Below are 21,337 nucleotides of genomic sequence, written 5' to 3'. Positions count from 1 at the left end.
GTAAAAAGATCCCGATCATTTTATAAAATCATCCCGATGGTTTTCCAAAATGATCGGGATCTTTTCTGTTTTATATTATATTTCGTCAGGCCAGGGGCAAGGTAGACCTGTTGCTTTAAAGGAAGGGCGTTGTCCGTTGGCTTTACGTAAGAAACTTCCTAATTCTTTTGACAATTTCTTTACCAGTTTCCGCTTATTGGCTGCCTGATTATGTTTTTCGCCAATATCTTCTTTAATATTGAATAGTTCTTTATTGCCGGTTTCATAGTAATAAACCAGTTTCCAGTCACCTTTGCGAATAGAGCAGGTTGCCCCGATACCTGGCCCTGTAGGTCCCCATATATTCGGACAATTCCAGAATAAGCTGCGTCCTTCCGACGGATTGCCGGTTTGTAGAAGTAATGGCATGAAGCTCTTTCCGTCTACTTTTTGTATTGTTTTGTAGTTTTTAATGCCGGCTATTTCCAGAAGAGTAGGGAAGAAGTCTTCAATAATCAGATAACTGTCGCATTTGCTTTGTGGCTTTACTTTTCCCGGCCAGCTTATAATCATCGGTTCCCGAATGCCTCCTTCATAAGCTGAACCTTTTCCGCTGTTTAGCGGGTAATTTTGGGTATGAACTTTTCCGTCACGCCATCCGGGCTCGGCGGCCAATCCTCCGTTGTCGGACATAAATATGATGATCGTGTTGTCTGTCAGGTTGTATTTATCGAGGTAATCCATCAGATCTCCCAGACTTTTATCCATCCCTTTTACCAGAGCTGCATAAGCGGCTTCTTTAGGGGATAGCCCTTTGTTAATGAAATGTTGATAAAAACGTTTGTCCTTATCTATCGGCACGTGTACGGCATAGTGTGCCATATAAAGAAAGAAAGGTTGTTCATATTGGCTTGCTTTGTCGAGAGCTAATGTGGCCTCTTGCGTTAACGCTTCAGTTAAGAAAATGTCTTTCCCCCAATATTTTTCCAGACCAGGGATGGCAAAACGGCTGTTAGCTTGTCCGTCTGCACGGAAACCGAAATTTTCTTCCGACAGATAAGTGGCAGGGCCACCACCGGCATGTCCGGCAATATTTACTTCAAATCCCATATGATATGGATTCTCGCCGGGTGTATTTCGTGCTCCTAAATGAGCTTTGCCGCAATGTATGGTGTGATAACCATTATCCTTTAGTAGTTGGGCTAATGAAGTTGCTTGATAAGTCTTTGGTATGTTGGGTACTTGACAAATACCGTTTACGTTCCATTCGGGTAATTCTATAATGTCGCTTATACCATCATTGGAACCATCCTTTTCGAGCGTCCAGTTGGTTACCCGGTGACGGGCGGTATTGCTGCCGGTAAACAAGCTACAACGAGAAGGAGAGCTGATGCTTGAAGCATACGCTTGCGTGAACATCATACCTCGTTGGGCAAGGCGTTCCATGTTTGGTGTTTCAAATATGTCATTATATTGGGTGCGTTCTTTCCAAAAAGGCAGGGAAGTATCTTCCCATCCCATATCATCTACCATAAAAAGGACAATATTCGGGCGTTTTTGAGGTGTGTCGGCTGCTTGGATAATTCCAGGAGCTATGAATGGTAATACTGTAAGCGGTAAGATAAGTGAGCGTGTTTTCATATTTGTGTTGTTTAGGTGTTTTATGTTATGGTATTGGGAATTTTGATCTATGCAAATGGATTACGTTATTGAAATATCCGCCAAATAAGTAAAATCAGCATAATTGTTATTCCACACAAGAAAAAGATTAACAAATACCGAAAGTAATATCTTCGATCTTGTTTTTCTTTTTCTTGCGTGGCTTTTTCTATTTTTTCTAATTCTTCTATAGTGATATGAGAGTTTTCTAGAGAGCTGTTTTTATACATTTTGCTTTGATGATCTTTAGCTCGCTCCCGACGCAAATTAAGTAAATCCCGATTCTCTTTATTGCGTCGTATCATGTCGAATACAAATCCGGAAAAACTCATAGGCAATATTTAGCCTTTCTTTATAGGTGGATAATCCAGCGTATAATGCAAACCGCGACTTTCTTTACGATCAATAGCCTGACGCATAATTAAATAACCAACATTGATCATATTACGCAGTTCGCAGATATCTTTGGATGCAACAGAACGTTTGAATAAACTTTCTGTTTCTTCGTAGATAATATCCAAACGATCCCATGCACGTTTTAGGCGGAGATCGGAACGAACAATGCCTACATAGGTACTCATGATTTGTCCTACTTCTTTTATACTTTGAGTAATAAGTACCATTTCTTCCGGCGAACGGGTTCCTTCGTCGTTCCAGGAAGGAATATTTTCCTGAAAACTTAGTGTGTCTACAACGCTTAAACTATGTTTTGCTGCTGCGTCGGCATAAACTACAGCTTCAATCAAGGAATTAGAAGCAAGACGGTTTCCTCCATGTAAACCGGTGCAAGAACATTCACCTACAGCATATAGCCTGTTGATGGAGGAACGGGCATCCAAATCCACTTTAATGCCACCGCATAAATAATGTGCTGCCGGTGCCACCGGAATATAATCTTTTGTAATATCTATACCTAGGCTCAGGCACTTTTCGTAAATGTTGGGAAAATGTTTCTTAGTTTCTTCTGCGTCTTTATGTGTTACGTCCAAATAAACATGATCATCTCCCCGATTCTTCATTTCGTTGTCAATGGCACGAGCTACAATGTCACGCGGTGCCAGGGAGAGGCGCTTGTCATATTTCTGCATGAATTCTTTACCGTCTAAAGTACGTAATACACCACCATAACCACGCATAGCTTCAGTAATCAAAAAAGAAGGACGATCTCCCGGATGATATAAGGCTGTAGGATGAAATTGTACGAATTCCATATCTTTAACGGTTCCTTTAGCGCGGTAAACCATCGCAATGCCGTCTCCCGTTGCTACCATCGGATTGGTCGTGGTTTGATATACGGCACCGATTCCACCAGTGGCCATTAGAGTTACTTTAGATAAGAATGTATCTATTTTACCTGTTTTCAAATCCATGATGTAAGCTCCGTAACATTGAATATCCGGTGTCTGACGAGTTACATTTACACCTAAATGATGTTGTGTCAGTATTTCGATGGCAAAATGGTTTTCATATACAGTGATGTTAGGATGTTGTTGTACAGCTTTTATCAAGCTGTCTTGTATTTCGGCGCCCGTATTATCTTTATGATGCAGAATACGAAATTCGGAATGTCCGCCTTCACGATGTAAATCGAAATTACCCTTTTCGTCTTTATCGAAATCAACCCCCCAACTAATCAACTCTTTTATTTGTTGGGGAGCATTGCGTACAACTTTCTCTACGGCATTTCGGTCGCTTAACCAGTCGCCTGCAATCATTGTATCTTCTATATGCTTTTCAAAATTGTCAACAATCAGATTTGTTACGGATGCAACTCCGCCTTGCGCGAAATAAGTGTTGGCTTCTTCCAGTCCGGATTTACAAACAAGGGCTACTTTTTTTCCTTTACTTGCTACTTTAAGAGCAAAGCTCATTCCGGCTATGCCAGAACCTATCACTAAGAATTCAAATCTATGTACCATCGTCCATACTGTTTAGAATTACAAAGGTAGGAATTAACTCAGCAAACAGTATCTTTTCTTTGGATATTTTAAACTTACAGTATTGAACATTCATTTGGGTTGTGTGTTCTATATCCGTCATCTGACTAATAATTAATTATTTAATATATAAAGTAATATGAACATGAAAGTAGTATTCGCAGCTTTATTATCAATGTTTGCTGTTGCTGGAGCAATGGCTCAAGATTGTACTTTTTTCTTTCCGCAAAGCGAAGGAACAGTATTGGTTCGTAAAGGATACGATGCGAAAGGTAATTTACAAACAATCATGACTTATAAGGTTGATGAGGTAGAAACAATTCCTTCCGGACAACAAGTTGAAGCAGATTATGTGTTTACCAATGCTGCCGGAACAGTTATCAATAAAGGCGATATTGAGGCTTATTGCCAAAATGGAGAGTTCTTTATGGACATGAAGCAATCTCTTTCATATCCGGGGGTTGTTTCTGAAATGAATACGGATGTAGACATTACCGATAATTTTGTGAATTATCCAAATACGTTTACTCCTGATTTTAATAGCGATAATGTATATATGGATGATGCTTCCGTAAAAATTTACGATAAGAAAAACCGTAAAAACCGCCGGGATATTTCTATTTATGATCGTGAATATATGACAAATGAAACGATAACAACGCCTGCCGGTACGTTTGAGTGTGCAAAAGTGAAATATAAAATGGATACTCGTTCACCCAAAAGTAAGGAAAAAATAACGGGTTACGGTTATGAATGGTATGCTCCTAATGTAGGTTTGGTTCGTACGGAACAATATAATGACAATAATGCTCTTCAATCTTATACCGTATTGGAAGAAATAAAATAACAGGGTGACTTACAATCTTGTGTTGTATAAACCGGTTTAAGTGGAATACGCTGTCGCTGAAAAGTGGCGGCGTATTTTCTTTGTATGAATCAAGTTACTTCGTAGTTAAACGAAATAACTTGATTGTTTACAGGCACTGACCAAAATAATGGATGTTGCCGTCGTTAGATCACTTTATAATCCTTTTTGTAGCAGAGGATCATTTTGATAGAATCGGCTAGGCTAAAAGTGTCGTATAAAGCACATAGTTTCTCTAAATAATCGGATACGGCTTTGTCCCGCGAACTTTCGCTATTATAGTTTGTGTATTTTTTTCCATCTAAGTCGACGTAGTAATATTTATAGGCCATCACGAATTCTTCAACGATGGCTATTCTGCCTTTCTGGATGGAGCCATTCGCTGCTTTTCGGAGACGGTTTTTCTGAGTCTGGCTAATTCCTTCGAGTGTGTATAACATCTCTCCGAGTGTTTGCCGTCTTGAAAGTCTGTCTATATTTTTATCTCTTCCTTCGTAGTTACTTCGTTCCAGATCAAAATAGAGATAAGTCAGAGTTAGCATGATGATAGTGTAAAACACAGGATTCCAGTATCCGTCTTCGGATTGGATAGCCCTTCCCGTGTTCTGAAGTTCAGGAATAAATGTTTCCGATACTCTGTTGCTTTTCTGCAAATCTGTGTTGATCTTTTTCAATAGATCCCAAGCATTTTGTTCCGTTGTATTAACTGTAAGGACCTGATTGCATTCTTCCAGTATTCTCTGTCTAAACACTTTCCCCAGAAAAAACAAAGTGCCACTTTGGGCTGCTTCGGAGGGGAATGTGTCTGAAACAAGTTCATTTATTCTTGTTACTGCCAAACCTCCGAAATGGGAGCTGTCGTAATTGATAATGTTCATTGTCTATAATGATTTAGTTTTGCTTTGAATGGGGTATTATTGTCCAATGTAGGATATTTCTTTAGATATCTGAAAAATGAAGGTGTTGTTTCCAGATCGGTAATGGTGGAATCCAACCGGTCTTTAGGAAATAAATCTTCGCTATAACCGTCACCACCCGTAGTAATAAATTCGTCTACTACAACAGGATATTGCTTCTCTTTTCCCAAGTAGATTTCTTCTCTTCCCGGAACAACGTAGCGAATATTAAATACTCTGGTTTTTCCTGAAACAGAGGTTGTATCTATTATGATGTTATTTGTTTGCAAATACCCTTTCGGATTAGATAATCCGGCTTCTACCAGTTTCATTATTTCTTTTCCTTTCAGGTTATAAACTTTCAGCTTATTGGTGAATGGAAGGACTTCGGCAGCTGTTATGACAGAAATATCTCCTTTGGGCAGTGCATTACGGATTCCTCCCATATGAGAAAATCCCAATACAATATCATTTATATTGAGATTCTTACGTTCCCGGTAAGCTTGTGCATAGGACATACATACATAACTACCCAAAGCCATCAGCTCTTTGGCATTCTTACCTCTATCGTACGGCAGGCCTTCGTCACTGATTACTGTTGCGAGCTTTTCCGTCAGTGCCATATCAATGGAGGGTTCTTTGGTGTTGTTGAGTATGCTGTCTACTTTCTGGTCTATCTCGATCCGTTCCGGAGAATGATCGATCACCGATTCTACTTTTATTACATAAGGTTCTATTGGTGCAAGACTTTTTGTTGTTTGGTTGTACACATAGCGAAGAACGCTGATGTACTTGCCGGAAATAGCACCTTGTACAACGGGAATACTTTCTAAATAGCCGGAGACTAGCTTATGTGAATGTCCGCTTGCAATGCCTGTAATGGGTGTGGGAAGAATTAGATTTGCTGAATCTATATCATCCCATGCCGGAGAATTCCCGGTCATTTGTGTTCCGATATGAGCCAACAATATCTGCCAGTTTACGTCTTTCAGTTCTGTAGTTTTTTCGAGGCTATCTAATATGTGATTGTAGTTTCCTCTGAAAGTAAGCCCTTCTACATTCTCCTTTTTAGTTTGGCTTCCGGCAGATGATGCAATAAGGCCAACAATAGCCAACTTTTGCATTTGGCCATCGGGCATCTTTATTTCTTTTATCAGGTAGGGTATAGTATAATTCGGAATTCTTCCGGCCGAGTTATTTAAATTTGCACATACGTAGGTTAGAGTATCGCTGCCGGCTATTTCCTTCCACTTGTTTTTAAGAAACTCCTGCCCGTTGTCGAATTCATGGTTTCCTAATGCGGAAATAGAGATGCCTAGTTTCTTAAAGAAGTAAGGGATCATTTCTCCCTTTGTCAGATTGGAAAAGAAACTTCCTCCGAAATTATCTCCGGCAGATAAAACAATATGAAATGGATACCTTTCCTTAAGTTGGTTGACCTGCGAGTAGACATTGCCGGCACCGGGTATTCCCTGGCTGGGACTTTCTACAAATGCACCGTGAAAATCATTCAAACTGATGATTGCAATCGTATCGGTCTTCTGTGGAGTTATAGTTATAGCTTCGCTTTTTCCTCCTGCAAGAAAGAGAAACAGGAAGATGATTATTGTCGTAAACTGTATTTGTTTCATAATACAAGAATTAAATGTTTGATAGTTTGGCTGATTGCAGGTCCAAGAATGTAATGAAGTAAACTCCTATTGCCTGCAAATAGTTATGGAGTGTCAAATTGGGCTTTCCAATAGCGCCATAGAAACAGCAAATCACGTTATTCTCGGATACATCGAGAACGAAAGGTTTTACCTGAAGCTGAGTTCTTTTTCCACATTCGTTTCCATACCATGGGCTGCTTATCCCGGAGCGGGTAGTGAAGCGAATCCTTACTATTACATCTTTGTTTCTTTGGGTTGGATCTGTAGAGAATGTGTATTTCCCATATTCTACTTCTATTTTTTGAAGAAAATCTCCGGGTTTGATGATGAATAGCTTTTCATATCCGTTCGGTCCTCCGTGAAAAAAAGGACTTTCACCGTTTTTGTAAGAAGAATTTTCATAGACCATTTCAATTGAGTCTATTACGTCTCCACTGTGTACTTTTACGGCGGTAGGTAATAATGGTTGTGCAAAGAATTTGTTGAAGTCATCAAACTTTTCATCTTGATAAGATCCGATTACGCTTGATTTGGAAAAACGAGTAATATCAAGCAACTCGTAGATTTTTGGTGTAATCATAATTAGAAATTTTAATGTTAGATTTGTTTTGAACGCTTAAATGTAACAATAAAGACTGGTATGAACAATAAGGCTCTGAATCTTTTTCGCTAACTTGCGCAAAATTTCGGAATGATGGATAGAGTATTTAAATCGAAAGTGGGCTGGTGGTATCATCTGATTGTATTATTGACAATTATCGGATGTGTTTTTGCCTTTTTAGGAACTAAAATTGTTGCAATGGTAGTAATGTTATTATGTGCATTATTGATACTGCATATGTTGATGAATACTTGGTATAAAATAACAGAGGATGGCCAATTAATAGCTCATTGCAGTATTTTCCCTGAAAAAAAGATTGCTATTTCGGAAATAACAGACGTAGAAGCTTCGGTTATGCCGGTTTCAAGTTATGCACTATCATTGGACCGGTTGATAATATATAAAAACGGACGCCAATGGTTATTGATTTCGCCTGTAAATAAGAGCGATTTTATGAAATTACTTCGTAAACATAATCCGGATATCCGAATAAAAGAACCTATGATATAAATAATAATATATTAAATCTATAAGCATGAAATACGATGTTGCCATAATCGGTGGAGGCCCTGCCGGTTATACGGCTGCCGGAGAAGCTGCAGCCTCAGGTCTTTCAACTGTACTTTTTGAAAAAAACGCATTAGGTGGTGTTTGTTTAAATGAAGGATGTGTTCCTACAAAAACCCTTCTTTATTCGGCAAAAATGTATGATACGATTAAGCATGCCTCCAAATATGCCGTATCTGCAGAAAACCCTTCTTTCGATTTTCCTAAAATCATTGCCCGTAAAAGCAAAGTAGTTAAGAAATTAACGGCCGGAATCCGTATGAAGATGACCGAGCATGGAGTTGTTATGATAATGGGTGAAGCGGAAATAAAAGGCCGGGCTGCCGATGGTACAATTACGATTGCCTGCGGAGAAGAGACTTATGATGCCGCTAATTTGATAATATGTACAGGCTCTGAAACAGTTATTCCTCCAATTCCCGGATTGTCGGAAACGGAATACTGGACAAGTCGTGAAGCATTATTGTCTAAAGAACTTCCCGCCTCGTTAGTAATTATAGGCGGTGGGGTTATCGGCATGGAATTTGCTTCTTTTTTCAATAGCATGGGAACAGAAGTTCACGTAGTTGAAATGCTGGATAAGATTCTGGGACCGATGGATCGTGAATTATCCGAAATGTTGCAAGCTGAATATGCGAAACGAGGAATTAAATTTTATCTGAGCCATAAAGTTACCGGTGTATATGGTACGGAAGTTTCTGTTGAAAAAGATGGCGAAACATTTACGTTACATGGTGATAAAGTCTTGCTGAGCGTAGGACGTCGTCCGGTAACAAAAGGCTTCGGTTTGGAAACGTTAAGCGTAGAACCTTTCCGTAATGGTATTAAGGTGAATCAATATATGCAGACTTCTTTGCCAAATGTATATGCTTGTGGTGATATTACGGCATTTTCTTTGTTGGCGCATACGGCCGTAAGTGAAGCTGAGGTCGCGGTGAAACATATTTTAGGAAAAGGCGATGCAGGTATGAGTTATAAAGCTATTCCGGGCGTGGTTTATACAAATCCTGAAATTGCTGGCGTTGGAAAGACAGAAGAAGAATTAATGGCCGAAGGTACGCCATATATCGTTAAAAAGATTCCGATGGCATTTTCCGGTCGTTTCGTTGCGGAAAATGAAATGGGTAATGGTGTTTGTAAGTTGATCCTTGCGGAAGATGAAACAATTATCGGAGCGCATCTGCTTGGCAATCCTGCATCCGAGCTAATAGTTATTGCCGGCATGGCTATTGAAAAAGGAATGAAAGCGGACGAGCTAAAGTCTATTGTCTTTCCACATCCAACAGTAGGTGAAATAATAAAAGAAGCTTTATAATTTCATCCCGATGTTTTTTCTAAATCATCCCGATCATTTTAAAAAACGATCGGGATGATTTGCTTTTAATACAATTCGTTATTTTACACTATATTTGCAGCACAATTCAGAATAAATGGGAATTTTTGAAGGATATGTGGGCATTCGTTTATGGGACGGGCAGTTGGTAGATGATATTATATTCACTATGCTGTTTGTTTTATTTGTTGCTTTTGCTATTGTATTCCGTACAAATTTCCGTTTGTTTCTAAAGATGCTTAGAGATGTTGTGTTTTTGAGAGAACGACAAAGCCTTTTTGAAAAGCCGGTAGGAAGTGAATGGTTCTTTCGCAATTTTATGATATTTCAGGCATTATTTTTATCCAGCATTTTTTTATTTGAAGTAGCCAGAGCTTATGGGTATGTAAATCATCTGAAAGAAAACGCCGTATTGATATCCATAGGAATTATATTTGTTGTCCTTTGCCTGTTTTATCAGTTTAAACAATTCTTTTACTATTTATTTGGCTGTATTTTTACAGATACGCCGCGTTATAAATTCTGGAAAATGAACTATAATGCAACTATTAGTGCTTGGGGCACTTTATTATATATACCGGTATTATGGTTGATTTTTGTAACGGCTCATCTTTTTATACCCGTAATTTTGTTTATATTTTTCTATATTTTGTTCCGTTTTGTGATAATTTATAAGACAATACGGATATTTCACAAGAGAAATGCTGGTTTATTGTATATAAGTTTGTACCTTTGCGGCCAAGAAATTTTACCATTGATGTTTTTATATCAAGGTATGGTTTATTTGTATAATTTTATCGAGACGAGTACTCTATTATGGCATTGAATATCAAAAAATTGCTGGTGTCACAACCGAAGCCTGCATCAGAGAAATCACCTTATTTCGATATTGCAGAAAAATATGGTGTGGAAATAGATTTTCGACCATTTATTAAGGTTGAAGCAATAAGTTCGAAAGAATTTAGACAGCAAAGAATCTCTATCCTGGACCATACGGCTGTTGTATTTACTGCACGCACGGCTATCGACCATTTTTTCCATTTGTGTGAAGAATTGAGAATCACTGTTCCGGAGACAATGAAATATTTTTGTATGACAGAGGCTATTGCTGTATACTTGCAGAAGTATATTGTATATAGAAAACGTAAAATATTTTATGGTCAGAATGGAAAACTGGATGATTTAGTCACAGTAATCGGCAAACATGCCAAAGAAAAATATCTGGTGCCCGTATCAGACGTGCATAAAGATGATTTGTTTGCTATGTTGGATGCTAAAAAGATTAATTATTCGAAAGCTGTGATGTACCGTACAGTAAGTAATGACTTTGCAGAAGACGAGAAGTTTGATTATGATATGTTAGTCTTTTTCAGCCCTTCAGGAATATCTTCTCTTTTGAAGAACTTCCCTAATTTCGAGCAAAATGATATCCGGATCGGATGTTTCGGCCCTACAACCGCAAAAGCGGTAAAAGATGCCGGGCTGCGTTTGGATGTGGAAGCTCCGACTCCCGAAGCTCCTTCTATGACAGCTGCTTTGGAATTATATCTGAAGAAGGAGCTGGGCGATAAGAAAAAAAGATGACAGAAGTTAAAAGGTATACTCTTTCAAAAGAAGAACGCCTGTCGTGGAAACGTTATATTGATTTACTATTTGCTCAAGGGCAATCGTTTATAGCGTTTCCACTGCGGGTTATTTATTTACCGATGGAAGAACAGTTACCGGCTCCTGCATCTATTATGGTAAGTGTTCCGAAGAAGAAATTTAAACGTGCAGTAAAGCGGAATTTGATTAAACGTCAGGTTCGTGAGGCTTATCGAACACGTAAATACGATTTGATAGAACCACTTTTAGCAAAAAATAGAAGTATGCTTATTGCTTTTCTTTATTTGGATAAAGAGATTCACCCGTTTACTGATATAGAAAAAGCGATGAATAAAGCAATAGCGATCCTCCGGGACAAATAAAATGAAACGCTTTTTTACTACACTTCTTTTATTGCCGGTTTATTTCTATAAATATTGTATTTCGCCTATGACACCGGCTTCGTGCAGGTTTACACCTACTTGTTCGGAATATGCCGTGCAGGCTTTAAAGAAATATGGTCCTATAAAAGGTTTGTATTTGGCCGTAAAACGAATACTTCGCTGTCATCCGTGGGGAGGAAGCGGATACGACCCGGTTCCCTAAAATGAAATATTACGATATACATACTCATCAACCATCCGTTCATCCGGAAGATATTGCAGTCATCAATTTTGACCCCATTCGGATGAAATCTGAATTTCTCTCGGAAGAAAATCAAATTTCTCTCGAAAGGAATCTTTTTTCGTGTGGGATTCATCCTTGGTATATTGAGAATGCGGAAATACAATTGAAGGAATTAAAATCATTGCTTTTCTTACCTGAAATAGTTGCGGTAGGAGAGGCGGGGTTTGATAAACTGGTCCAAACATCTTTATCTGCCCAACAAGACATTTTTTTTGCACAAGCCCGGTTGGCCGAAGATTGTGCTAAACCTCTAATTATTCATTGTGTAAAAGCATGGCAAGAGATTATTGCAGCCAAAAAGCGAATTCGGCCACATGTACCTTGGATTATTCATGGTTTTCGAGGAAATGGAGAGTTGGCTGTGCAACTGGTGAATCAAGGGTTTTATCTTTCTTTTGGTGAATATTTTAATGTTGAGGCTTTACAAGCTGTTTGGCCGGGTCGTTTGTTGGTTGAAACGGATGATAAACAGATCGACATACGTCTTGTTTATACTAAACTTGCGGAAGCCTTATCTGTCGATATGGAACTTTTCACTCATCAGATAGAAGAAAATATTATTGGCGTAGGCATAAAGTAATAATTGTCAACAGTCGATAGCTAACTGTCAACTAAAAGTCGTACCTTTGCTACGCTTTATACCCGTATATTAAATGTATAATAATTAATATGATATAAATTAATACGATGAATTTTGTAGAAGAATTAAGATGGAGGGGCATGATTCATGATATGATGCCTGGAACGGAAGAACAATTACAGAAAGAAATGACTTCGGCTTATGTGGGTATTGATCCGACAGCAGATTCGTTGCATATAGGTCACCTTGTAAGCGTAATGATGTTGAAGCATTTTCAACGCGCAGGGCATCGTCCTATAGCATTGGTTGGAGGTGCTACAGGTATGATTGGCGATCCATCTATGAAGTCTGCCGAACGTAATCTGTTAGACGAAGCAACTCTCCGTCATAATCAGAATGCTATTAGAGCTCAGTTGGCTAAATTTCTTGATTTTGATTCTGATGCGCCTAATGCGGCCAAGTTGGTAAACAACTATGACTGGATGAAGGATTATTCTTTCCTGAATTTTATTCGTGATATAGGTAAACATCTTACCGTTAATTATATGATGGCAAAAGATTCGGTAAAGAAACGTTTAAGCGCCGATTCAAATGTAGGTATGTCATTTACTGAGTTTTCTTATCAATTACTACAAGGATACGACTATCTTTTTCTATATGAACATGAGGGATGCCGTTTGCAGATGGGCGGTTCGGATCAATGGGGGAATATTACCACCGGTACGGAGCTTATTCGTCGCAAGTTAGGCGGTGAGGCATATGCTCTGACTTGCCCGCTTATCACAAAAGCAGACGGAGGTAAATTTGGAAAAACAGAATCCGGAAATGTTTGGTTAGACCGTCGTTATACATCGCCTTATAAGTTCTATCAATTTTGGTTGAATGTAAGTGATGCTGATGCTGCTAAATATATTAAGATATTCACCGCTTTGGATAAAGAGGAAATAGCTGCTCTGGAAGAAGAACAGGCTGCTGCTCCTCATTTGCGCCCGTTGCAGAAACGTTTGGCAAAGGAAGTGACGGTAATGGTTCATTCTTTAGAGGATTATGAGGCTGCTGTTGAGGCTTCAAATATTTTGTTTGGAAGTTCAACTTCTGAAGCCTTGAAAAAACTGGATGAAGCTACGTTATTGGATGTATTCAATGGAGTTCCTCAATTTGAAATTTCTCGCGATGAACTTTCTACAGGAATAAAAGCAGTTGATTTACTTACAGAGAAAGCGGCTGTTTTTCCGTCAAAAGGAGAAATGCGTAAATTAGTTCAGAGTGGCGGTGTAAGTCTGAATAAAGAAAAGCTCGCAGAAGCAGATGCGGTAATAGACTGTTCTTTTTTGCTTGATGATAAGTATTTATTAGTGCAGAGAGGTAAAAAGAATTATTACTTGTTGATTGTGAAGTAGCAAAAAATGCACAAAAAATTTGCAATATAAGATTAATTTCTTACCTTTGCATCGCTTTAAATAAAGCGTCGGATTGTCTCATGGTGTAATGGTAGCACTACAGTTTTTGGTTCTGTCTGTCGAGGTTCGAATCCTCGTGAGACAACAGGAAAAAAGCTCCTCAATAGCAGATTGTTGTTGAGGAGCTTTTTTGTCTTGCTGAATTTTCTATATATTTGCAATATAGAAACGATATAGATTGATTATTCATGAAAAAGCTATTCTCATTATTAGTTCTTTGCCTTTGTGTGTTTCATTTGCAAGCCCAATTTGTTTCCATGCAGATTGTAGAGGCATATTCTCCAAAGAATGATATCCGTTCTATTAGTTTTGATAAGGCGGGGAACTTATTTGCTGCCACTTATGGAGGTGTATATAAACAGGTAAATACAGGTTGGCAGTTAGTATCGGATGAAGATACTTATCTGGAAAGTTTTCTAATAGATGGTGCAGACCGTTTATGGATGAGTGGATGGGGAAAAGGTGTTTATCTGGCAGAAAAAGGCACACAAACATTTGAACGAGTTAAAGAAATACCGACTTCGGCTAATGTATTGATGGAGGATATGAACGGGCGTATCTGGGCCGGCTTGTGGCAAGGAGGCGTAATGATGGGTGAAGGCAATAAATGGACAAACTTCACAGTAAAAGATCATAATCTGGCTGGTAATTCAGTTTTGTCTCTTGCTTGTGATTCCAATAATAAGATATGGATCGGTACTTATCTAGGGCTATCTTCTTATGACGGAAAGCTATGGACTTCTTATACGGTAAATAATAGTAAATTACCGGATTACATAGTGTATGCACTAGCGGCAGGTAAAAATAACCGGATATGGGCGGGTACATGCAAAGGTGTTACCCTTCTAAATGGAAAGGGTGAAATTGAAAAAACATATGATACTTCAAATTCTCCTTTATCGGATAATGTTATAATATCTCTTGTAGAAGACTCAAAGGGCCGTTTATGGGTAGGTTCTTATAAGGGTCTGGATATGTTTGATGGTAAAAACTGGAAGAAATATACAACAGAGAACAGTAATTTGCCGGACAATAGAATACAAGTAATGACATTGTACAATAATAAGTTGTACATAGGAACAAGTTCGGGAATTTCAGTAATAGATGTAAAATAAAATTGAGAAAAGAGATGGATAGGCGTAATTTTATATATACAAGTGGTTTGGCCCTTGCTTCGGCATGTATGAGTGGTAAATTGCAGGCTTTTGATTATAAAAAGAATCTGAATGTAAAACCTATTATCGGTTCTTGGTTTGAGTTTAAGCATCATTCTGATGTAGAAGGAACTTATTGGAATCCGGCTTTTGCTTCTTTTTCAGACGAACAATGGAAGGCACTGATAAAAGATATAAGCAGTTTAGGTATGGAATACTTGGTGCTGTTGTCCGTTGCCGATAATGGAAAGACATTGTATCCGTCTAAACTGCAACCGATGTATGATATGGCTTCTCCGGATCCATTGGAAGCTGTTATGAGTGCCGCTGATGAGTGTGGCATTAAATTTTTTATCAGTAACGATTTCTGGGCGGATTACCGTGACGTGAGTAAAATGATGACGAATAAGGATGTTGCAATACTTCGTGCCAAAGGAATGGAAGAAGTGGCGGAAAAGTACGGACATCACAAGAGCTTTTATGGTTGGTATTTTCCGAATGAATCGGGCCTTTACCGTACGATTGATGAAACGACAATTACGTATGTAAACGACTGTTCTCGTATGGCACGTGAATTAATACCTCATTCTGTAAATCTGATTGCTCCTTATGGAACTAAATCAATCCGTTTGGATGATCAGTATGTCAGACAACTTGAACGTTTAGATGTAGATATTGTAGCTTATCAGGACGAAGTAGGAGTACGAAAGGCTAAAGCCGGTACTGCAGGCAAGTATTATGAAGGTTTATATCGCGTACATGCTAAAGCCGGTCGTTCCAGATTATGGGCTGATTTGGAAGTCTTCGATTTTGAAGGAGACGTATATAGAAGTCCGCTTATCCCATCTTCATTTGAACGTATACATGCGCAATTGGAAGATATATCTCCGTTTGTAGACAATATTTTAATTTATCAATATTGTGGTTTAATGAGTAAACCGGGATCAATTGCGTCTATAAACCAGGTTCGTGCCGAAAAATTGTATACAGATTATGCAAATTGGTTGAAAACACAACAACGGCCTTAATCGTGTACCAAGAGAATAAAAAATTGTATGTCATATTCTACATTAACGGATATAGAGTTATGGGAATGTTTTTTATCGGGAGATAAGGAAGCAATGGCATATATTTATGGCAAGCAATATCAGCCGTTATTGGCCTATGGTATGAAAATAATGCCGGATTACGAAATGGTGAGAGATTGTATTCAGGACATGTTTGTAAAATTATATATTAACCGAAAAAATCTTTCAGCAACTATCCACGTTAATACATACCTTATTAAATCTTTACGTAATAGGTTATATGATGAAATGTCGGTCAGTGTGAATAAATTGACAATAGATGATTTATCATTTGACTTTACGACGGACGATTTCTTTCTTACACATTTTTTAGAAAATGACGATGATTTAATCCAAAGAAAAAAATTGCAGAATGCAATAGAAAAGTTGTCTCCCCGGCAACGAGAGATTGTCTATTTACGTTTTATCCGTGAACTGGATTATAATGAAATAGGTGAATTTTTGGGAATAAATTATCAATCTGCGAAAAATTTAGTGTCTCGTACTTTGGTTAAAATGAGGCGGTTTTATCTAGAAATCTAATTTATGATTTAAAATGATATAAATAAATCTGAAAAATATTTTTTTTGAATAAAGTTTGCTTTCTTTGTAATATTGAAAGGGAAGGAGGTGCACAAATTCATAGAACAAGAAACACAATTTATATTCAGAGAATGCAAACATTCCTTAATCTAGGGTAATAATAACATTAAATTTGTACATTATGAAAAAGAAAATATTGGTTATTGCTGTTGTCGCAATGGCTGCTTCTGCTTCTATGTGGAGCTCAAAAAATAGTAAAGGAACTGGGCTAAATGATCTGGCTCTTAGTAATATTGAAGCCTTGGCTGAAGGTGAAGGTTCAGGTGGAGGAGGTGATTTTGGTCCGTTTTTTGCATACAATGGGCGAGAGGATTTTGAAGGTACTTGGGTAAGAGTTAAAGATGGCAATGGAGTATGTATGTATAGGCAACTTATTGACATTGTTCCAAATGGTTTTTGTGGCTCTTCTTATAATTAAAGTTTCAGGAGATTCATTTCTGAATCTCCTGAACTAAATTTATAGATTATGAAAAAGTTGTTAATAGTATTATTTGTTTTCTTTTTTTTGAATTGTAAACATGAAAATGTCACAAGTCAATATATATCAGATCAAACGGAGAAGGAATTAATTGGAACAAATATATTTTCATCAATTGATAATACTAATATATTTTATGATATAGTGATAGGAGAGAATTATACTGCTTGTTTAGATTTTTATAGTGATAGTATTTTACAAATATATGATAATACATTTTCAATTTTGAAAATGTGTTTTTTTAAAGGAAATGGACCAAATGATTTTTTATCTCCTTTTTTTATACAAAAAATTAATCTAGATAGTGCTGACTTATCATTATTATCTATAGTTGACCTTAATTTGCGAAATTTTAAGTATATAAATTTAACGGAGAACGATAATACTGTTATAAATGAATTAATGGATACAGAAATGCCAATGATGAATAGCTGTAATATGTTTTCTAAATATATTATTGGTTTTGATGTTGATATGGGTATGAACAGGTTATTTTTTATATATAATAAATATTCAAAACAAATCATTAATGTACCATATTATCCTCATGTGAAACATAAATATAAAAAAGATACTTTGACCTTTTTATATATGGGGAGCTTGATTGCTAATGATCAGAAAAACAGTATATGTGTTGCATTAAAGAAAATGAATTCTATACAATTTTATGATTTTTCTGGTAAGATATATAAATCTATAATTCTTGGGACAAAACTTGAAATACCTGAGGCAAATGAAAAATACCTAGACTTTCCAGATTCTCCTAATTATTTTATAGATATATGTGGGACTTCATCTTTTGTATATTGCTTGCTAAATCCAATTAGACAAAATGATAAATCAAAGATTTTTATTTTTGATTGGGAAGGTAATTTTAAAACTTCGTATTCTTTGAAATATAAGATCAGAAGAATGGCTATATCTCCCGATGGTACATATTTATTGGGATTGCATATGTCAAGTGATGGAGGTACGGATGTTATACGCTTCGATATCCCATAAAAGTTAAAAACATTTATAAACGTTTTGTAAATGAAATATTTGATTTGTTTTTTCTTTATTCTTTTTATTTCTTGTTCTTCTAATAAGAATAAGAAATTGGAATTTGCTTTAGATTTTGCTGGAAAAAATAGAGTTGAACTTGAAAAGGTGCTAGAACATTATAAAAATGATTCTTTAAAATTAAAAGCAGCATGTTTTTTAATTGAAAATATGCCACAACATTATAGTTTTTCAATACCTGATGCTGATGAGCTGGAGCAAATCAAAATAAAATCAGAAAAAGAAGATAGTTTGAGTATAAATGATTTATTAATTATACAGAATATACAGAAAAAGACAAGAAATGTTAGTAAAATATATGATTGTCATGTTATAACTGCAGATTATTTAATTGAAAATATAGATTTATCATTTCAAACTTGGAAAAAATGCCCTTGGTCTAAATATTATTCATTTGATGATTTTTGTAAAATGGTGCTACCCTATCGAATTGAACATGAACCTTTAGATTCATGGAGGAAAAAATATTATGATAGGTTTTTACCATTACTAGATTCTTTATATCAAGGAACAGATATAATCAAAGCATGTGATGTGTTGTCTGTGGTATTATGGAATGAGGGTTCTTATGGTGAAAAGAGTTTAATGCCTTTTGAATTACCTAGCTATAGTGCATCATTTTTGTTAAATCAACGTTTGGGAGGTTGTAAAGAATCTATAAATTTTGCTGTTTATGTTTTAAGAGCATTAGGAATTCCTGTTAATCAAGATATGATTTACTATTATTATGATTTATCACGTATACATTATTGGATATCAGTGAAAGATACAACAGGGAGACTGGTGGTTTCTGATTTTGACAGTAAGGGTGTTCAACGAGGGCGAAACGATGATGATATTCGTCCTAAAAGAAAAATTTATAGACAATGTTATGAAGAACAACCAACCTGCTCACTTGAAGGTATTCGCTATAAAGGTCTTTATAAGATTTTGAAAAATAGATTAATTAAGGATGTAACAGCAGAATATTATGGAGAAAATATACTTTCTTTAGAAATTCCTCCTATAGAAAAAGAACAGTTGGTGTATATATGTGCATTTGGGCGTAAAGGTTGGGTACCTCAAGCTGTTGTTCCTGTAAAAAAAAGGAAAGCTATTTTTAAAAATATGGGAATTAATCAGTTGTATTTTTTAGCATTTTATGTAGCAGATGAATTTAAAATAATTGGATATCCCTTTTTCTATGATGGAGAGAACATTCATTATTATACACCAAATAATCAATTATTAGAACGAATAAAGTTGAGACGTAAGGCTCCATTGGTTTCACGTATTATTGACCATCTTGATAATGCATTAGATATTACGATTGAGTGTGCAGATAATCCTTCATTTAATCCTTCTTATATTCTTTATAAAATAACGGATACAGTCCGTACTAATTATAATATTATACCTTTTATTCCAAATCGCTCGTTTCGGTATATATGTTGTCGGGCAGCTACAGGTAAACGATTAGAATTTGCTGAATTGGCATTTTATTCAGATGAAAAAAGAGAGCGGGAATTGCCTTATATTTTCATGGATAAATATTTACCTGCTTCTGTACAAAATATGAAAGATAATGATCCGCTAACTTATTATACATCAGACGAAGAAAAAAATTTTCTTCATCTTGATTTTTTAGAAAAGGTAACGGTAAAACAACTTATGTTTATTCCTCGAAATGATGATAATTTTATTCGGATAGGAGATGTTTATGAACTTTTGTATTTCAATGGAAATGAAGGTTGGAATTCATTAGGTAAACAGATTGCAAAAGAAAATTATTTATTTTATGAAGTACCTCAAAATGCACTGTTTTGGTTGAGAAATTTGACACGTGGACAAGAGGAAAAACTTTTTATATATCAAGATAATGAGCAAAAGTTTTATTTATAATCTTTAGTATTTAGATTCTTTTTTGAACGGTAGTAAAAGTATTCTTTGTTTTACTATTTATTTTTTTGTATATTAAAAAATAATTTTTCTTCCCGGAATTGAGTACTGATTTGTTAAAATTTCGTTTCTCTTATAATAAGAAAAGATAATCAAGGTATATGCCTAAAGATAGACAAAGTAAAAAACAACAATTCAGAAATGCTATCAATCGGATAGTTCCATTGTTCAAGCGTTATGAAACAGAAACGTTTGGTAAAGACGAATCTGACTCGTGGGACGTAGTAAGCCAGCGAATAAATGCTTATGAGCGTCATCATTTTCGTAGGCGTGTTCTTTATTTTGCTTCTGCAGCGGCTTGTATATTGATCCTTATTATTGGAGGTTTGTTCGTGAGTTTTCCTGTCGAACAACCTCAAAAAACAACATTAGCGGATATTGTAACTCAATTGCCGGTTCCTACTCCTTCTACACAGGAAATTATGTTGGTTACTTCCAATAAGCAAAAATTAAATATTGAAGATAATACTGACGTTAAATATAATCCGGATGGAAGTGTTGTCGTGAATTCTGAAACAGTGGATCAAACTGTTACCAAAGAAAAAAAGAAGGAAACTGACCCGGTTTATAACCAGATTTTTGTTCCTAAAGGCAGAAGAACGAACATTACTTTTGCCGATGGTACGCGAATTTATGTAAATTCAGGAACAAGAGTTGTTTATCCTGCCATATTCGCCGATGATAAGCGTGAAATATATGTTGAAGGTGAAATCTATTTGGAAGTGAAACGGGATGAAGCCCGTCCTTTTTATGTGAAGACAGAAAATATGAATGTACGTGTACTGGGAACAGTATTTAATGTATGTGCATATAAGGAAGATGAGGAAGCTTCTGTCGTTTTGGTTTCAGGTAAAGTCGAAGTAGAAACGCATAAAAATGAAAAGGTTACTTTATCTCCCGATGAATTGTTTAGCATACAACCAGAAGGTATCAGTACACGTAAAGTAGATGCGTCCGAATATGTTTGTTGGACACAAAATATGATGATATTCAAACAAGAACCACTAAATAAAGTGTTAACCAAGCTATCTCGCTATTATGGTGAAAAGATAGCTTGGAACGCTGACTTAAGTAAAATGACGATCAGCGGGAAATTGGATTTACGTGATAATCTGGAAGATGTAATGAAAATTATTACCACAGCCACTCCTGTTACTTTTGCGAGCACAGATAGTACTATCCAAGTGAAATTGAAGAAATAAAAACCAATATAATATAAACCTATTAAAAAAAGA

Annotated in this window: 22 protein-coding genes; 16 read left to right on the top strand and 6 right to left on the bottom strand. The window is 36.4% G+C overall.

Going from position 1 to position 21,337, the window contains the following annotated elements:
• Positions 1-75: 75 nt before the first annotated feature.
• The 3 genes from C1721_RS05635 to nadB all read right to left on the bottom strand — a co-directional run bounded on the left by C1721_RS05635 (position 76) and on the right by nadB (position 3,557).
• Entirely contained in the window at positions 76-1,620 is a 1,545-nt protein-coding gene (locus C1721_RS05635) for a sulfatase (RefSeq protein WP_102407493.1), read from the bottom strand.
• 65 nt (positions 1,621-1,685) lie between these two features.
• Positions 1,686-1,943, bottom strand: a complete 258-nt coding sequence (locus C1721_RS05630) for a hypothetical protein (protein WP_234347346.1) — start codon at positions 1,941-1,943, stop codon at positions 1,686-1,688.
• A gap of 36 nt (positions 1,944-1,979) precedes the next feature.
• A complete protein-coding gene (gene nadB / locus C1721_RS05625) occupies positions 1,980-3,557 on the bottom strand; it encodes an L-aspartate oxidase (RefSeq protein ID WP_102407491.1) in 1,578 nt (525 codons plus the stop codon).
• A 157-nt stretch (positions 3,558-3,714) separates the two neighbouring features.
• Between nadB and C1721_RS05620 the strand changes: the two genes are divergently transcribed.
• Positions 3,715-4,422: a TapB family protein gene (locus C1721_RS05620; RefSeq protein WP_102407490.1), complete on the top strand. Its 708-nt coding sequence runs from the start codon at positions 3,715-3,717 to the stop codon at positions 4,420-4,422.
• Positions 4,423-4,586: 164 nt separating this feature from the next.
• Here the strand turns inward: C1721_RS05620 and C1721_RS05615 are convergent, their stop codons facing one another.
• From C1721_RS05615 to C1721_RS05605, 3 genes are read right to left on the bottom strand one after another with little or no spacing between them, the layout of a single operon-like run.
• Positions 4,587-5,318 (bottom strand): hypothetical protein, encoded by a 732-nt coding sequence (locus tag C1721_RS05615; protein WP_102407489.1) that lies wholly within the window; start codon positions 5,316-5,318, stop codon positions 4,587-4,589.
• Complete coding sequence (locus tag C1721_RS05610) at positions 5,315-6,967, bottom strand: bifunctional metallophosphatase/5'-nucleotidase (RefSeq protein WP_102407488.1); 1,653 nt, start codon at positions 6,965-6,967, stop codon at positions 5,315-5,317. The genes C1721_RS05615 and C1721_RS05610 overlap by 4 nt, the downstream gene beginning before the upstream one ends.
• A gap of 10 nt (positions 6,968-6,977) precedes the next feature.
• Positions 6,978-7,568 carry a jacalin-like lectin gene (locus C1721_RS05605; protein WP_102407487.1) on the bottom strand — a complete coding sequence of 197 codons (591 nt, stop codon included), beginning with the start codon at positions 7,566-7,568 and terminating at the stop codon, positions 6,978-6,980.
• Positions 7,569-7,682: 114 nt separating this feature from the next.
• Here C1721_RS05605 and C1721_RS05600 point away from each other — a divergent pair, with 114 nt between their 5' ends.
• The 15 genes from C1721_RS05600 (at position 7,683) to C1721_RS05525 (ending at position 21,304) form a co-directional block, all read left to right on the top strand.
• Positions 7,683-8,099, top strand: coding sequence for a PH domain-containing protein (locus C1721_RS05600; RefSeq protein WP_102409256.1), 417 nt, complete (start codon positions 7,683-7,685; stop codon positions 8,097-8,099).
• 25 nt (positions 8,100-8,124) lie between these two features.
• Positions 8,125-9,471, top strand: a complete 1,347-nt coding sequence (gene lpdA / locus C1721_RS05595) for a dihydrolipoyl dehydrogenase (RefSeq protein WP_102407486.1) — start codon at positions 8,125-8,127, stop codon at positions 9,469-9,471.
• 115 nt (positions 9,472-9,586) lie between these two features.
• Positions 9,587-10,315 (top strand): DUF4271 domain-containing protein, encoded by a 729-nt coding sequence (locus C1721_RS05590; RefSeq protein WP_102407485.1) that lies wholly within the window; start codon positions 9,587-9,589, stop codon positions 10,313-10,315.
• Entirely contained in the window at positions 10,312-11,073 is a 762-nt protein-coding gene (locus tag C1721_RS05585; protein WP_187117263.1) for a uroporphyrinogen-III synthase, read from the top strand. The genes C1721_RS05590 and C1721_RS05585 overlap by 4 nt, the downstream gene beginning before the upstream one ends.
• Entirely contained in the window at positions 11,070-11,456 is a 387-nt protein-coding gene (gene rnpA, locus C1721_RS05580; protein ID WP_102407483.1) for a ribonuclease P protein component, read from the top strand. The genes C1721_RS05585 and rnpA overlap by 4 nt, the downstream gene beginning before the upstream one ends.
• 1 nt (position 11,457) lies before the next feature.
• The gene (gene yidD, locus C1721_RS05575; RefSeq protein ID WP_102407482.1) at positions 11,458-11,679 is read left to right on the top strand and encodes a membrane protein insertion efficiency factor YidD; all 222 of its coding nucleotides are present in this window, start codon (positions 11,458-11,460) and stop codon (positions 11,677-11,679) included.
• A gap of 1 nt (position 11,680) precedes the next feature.
• Positions 11,681-12,340, top strand: a complete 660-nt coding sequence (locus tag C1721_RS05570; protein WP_102407481.1) for a TatD family hydrolase — start codon at positions 11,681-11,683, stop codon at positions 12,338-12,340.
• A 107-nt stretch (positions 12,341-12,447) separates the two neighbouring features.
• Positions 12,448-13,740, top strand: a complete 1,293-nt coding sequence (tyrS, locus tag C1721_RS05565; RefSeq protein WP_102407480.1) for a tyrosine--tRNA ligase — start codon at positions 12,448-12,450, stop codon at positions 13,738-13,740.
• Between the two features lie 248 nt (positions 13,741-13,988).
• Positions 13,989-14,915, top strand: a complete 927-nt coding sequence (locus tag C1721_RS05555) for a ligand-binding sensor domain-containing protein (RefSeq protein WP_102407479.1) — start codon at positions 13,989-13,991, stop codon at positions 14,913-14,915.
• A 14-nt stretch (positions 14,916-14,929) separates the two neighbouring features.
• Positions 14,930-15,982, top strand: a complete 1,053-nt coding sequence (locus C1721_RS05550) for a DUF4434 domain-containing protein (protein ID WP_102407478.1) — start codon at positions 14,930-14,932, stop codon at positions 15,980-15,982.
• 27 nt (positions 15,983-16,009) lie between these two features.
• Positions 16,010-16,564, top strand: coding sequence for an RNA polymerase sigma factor (locus C1721_RS05545; protein WP_102407477.1), 555 nt, complete (start codon positions 16,010-16,012; stop codon positions 16,562-16,564).
• A gap of 181 nt (positions 16,565-16,745) precedes the next feature.
• Complete coding sequence (locus C1721_RS05540; protein WP_102407476.1) at positions 16,746-17,042, top strand: NVEALA domain-containing protein; 297 nt, start codon at positions 16,746-16,748, stop codon at positions 17,040-17,042.
• Between the two features lie 48 nt (positions 17,043-17,090).
• On the top strand, positions 17,091-18,104 hold the full coding sequence (locus C1721_RS05535) for a hypothetical protein (RefSeq protein ID WP_102407475.1): 1,014 nt from the start codon (positions 17,091-17,093) through the stop codon (positions 18,102-18,104).
• Positions 18,105-18,134: 30 nt separating this feature from the next.
• Complete coding sequence (locus C1721_RS05530) at positions 18,135-20,045, top strand: hypothetical protein (protein WP_102407474.1); 1,911 nt, start codon at positions 18,135-18,137, stop codon at positions 20,043-20,045.
• 158 nt (positions 20,046-20,203) lie between these two features.
• On the top strand, positions 20,204-21,304 hold the full coding sequence (locus tag C1721_RS05525; RefSeq protein WP_102407473.1) for a FecR family protein: 1,101 nt from the start codon (positions 20,204-20,206) through the stop codon (positions 21,302-21,304).
• The last annotated feature ends 33 nt before the right edge of the window (positions 21,305-21,337 follow it).

The organism is Parabacteroides bouchesdurhonensis (assembly GCF_900186615.1).
In the GTDB taxonomy this organism is placed as follows: domain Bacteria; phylum Bacteroidota; class Bacteroidia; order Bacteroidales; family Tannerellaceae; genus Parabacteroides; species Parabacteroides bouchesdurhonensis.
The sequence above is the reverse complement of the archived record's forward strand: the minus strand, read 5'-3'. Positions and strand labels throughout refer to the sequence as shown.

Excerpts from the sequence above, each read along its gene's own strand:
- C1721_RS05545 (WP_102407477.1), top strand. The coding sequence starts at position 16,010 with ATGTCATATTCTACATTAACGGATATAGAGTTATGGGAATGTTTTTTA.
- nadB (WP_102407491.1), bottom strand. The coding sequence starts at position 3,557 with ATGGTACATAGATTTGAATTCTTAGTGATAGGTTCTGGCATAGCCGGA.
- C1721_RS05540 (WP_102407476.1), top strand. The coding sequence starts at position 16,746 with ATGAAAAAGAAAATATTGGTTATTGCTGTTGTCGCAATGGCTGCTTCT.
- C1721_RS05600 (WP_102409256.1), top strand. The coding sequence starts at position 7,683 with ATGGATAGAGTATTTAAATCGAAAGTGGGCTGGTGGTATCATCTGATT.
- C1721_RS05620 (WP_102407490.1), top strand. The coding sequence starts at position 3,715 with ATGAACATGAAAGTAGTATTCGCAGCTTTATTATCAATGTTTGCTGTT.
- C1721_RS05550 (WP_102407478.1), top strand. The coding sequence starts at position 14,930 with ATGGATAGGCGTAATTTTATATATACAAGTGGTTTGGCCCTTGCTTCG.
- C1721_RS05590 (WP_102407485.1), top strand. The coding sequence starts at position 9,587 with ATGGGAATTTTTGAAGGATATGTGGGCATTCGTTTATGGGACGGGCAG.
- C1721_RS05605 (WP_102407487.1), bottom strand. The coding sequence starts at position 7,568 with ATGATTACACCAAAAATCTACGAGTTGCTTGATATTACTCGTTTTTCC.
- C1721_RS05635 (WP_102407493.1), bottom strand. The coding sequence starts at position 1,620 with ATGAAAACACGCTCACTTATCTTACCGCTTACAGTATTACCATTCATA.
- C1721_RS05615 (WP_102407489.1), bottom strand. The coding sequence starts at position 5,318 with ATGAACATTATCAATTACGACAGCTCCCATTTCGGAGGTTTGGCAGTA.
- tyrS (WP_102407480.1), top strand. The coding sequence starts at position 12,448 with ATGAATTTTGTAGAAGAATTAAGATGGAGGGGCATGATTCATGATATG.
- rnpA (WP_102407483.1), top strand. The coding sequence starts at position 11,070 with ATGACAGAAGTTAAAAGGTATACTCTTTCAAAAGAAGAACGCCTGTCG.
- C1721_RS05610 (WP_102407488.1), bottom strand. The coding sequence starts at position 6,967 with ATGAAACAAATACAGTTTACGACAATAATCATCTTCCTGTTTCTCTTT.
- yidD (WP_102407482.1), top strand. The coding sequence starts at position 11,458 with ATGAAACGCTTTTTTACTACACTTCTTTTATTGCCGGTTTATTTCTAT.
- lpdA (WP_102407486.1), top strand. The coding sequence starts at position 8,125 with ATGAAATACGATGTTGCCATAATCGGTGGAGGCCCTGCCGGTTATACG.
- C1721_RS05535 (WP_102407475.1), top strand. The coding sequence starts at position 17,091 with ATGAAAAAGTTGTTAATAGTATTATTTGTTTTCTTTTTTTTGAATTGT.
- C1721_RS05630 (WP_234347346.1), bottom strand. The coding sequence starts at position 1,943 with ATGATACGACGCAATAAAGAGAATCGGGATTTACTTAATTTGCGTCGG.
- C1721_RS05570 (WP_102407481.1), top strand. The coding sequence starts at position 11,681 with ATGAAATATTACGATATACATACTCATCAACCATCCGTTCATCCGGAA.
- C1721_RS05555 (WP_102407479.1), top strand. The coding sequence starts at position 13,989 with ATGAAAAAGCTATTCTCATTATTAGTTCTTTGCCTTTGTGTGTTTCAT.
- C1721_RS05530 (WP_102407474.1), top strand. The coding sequence starts at position 18,135 with ATGAAATATTTGATTTGTTTTTTCTTTATTCTTTTTATTTCTTGTTCT.
- C1721_RS05525 (WP_102407473.1), top strand. The coding sequence starts at position 20,204 with ATGCCTAAAGATAGACAAAGTAAAAAACAACAATTCAGAAATGCTATC.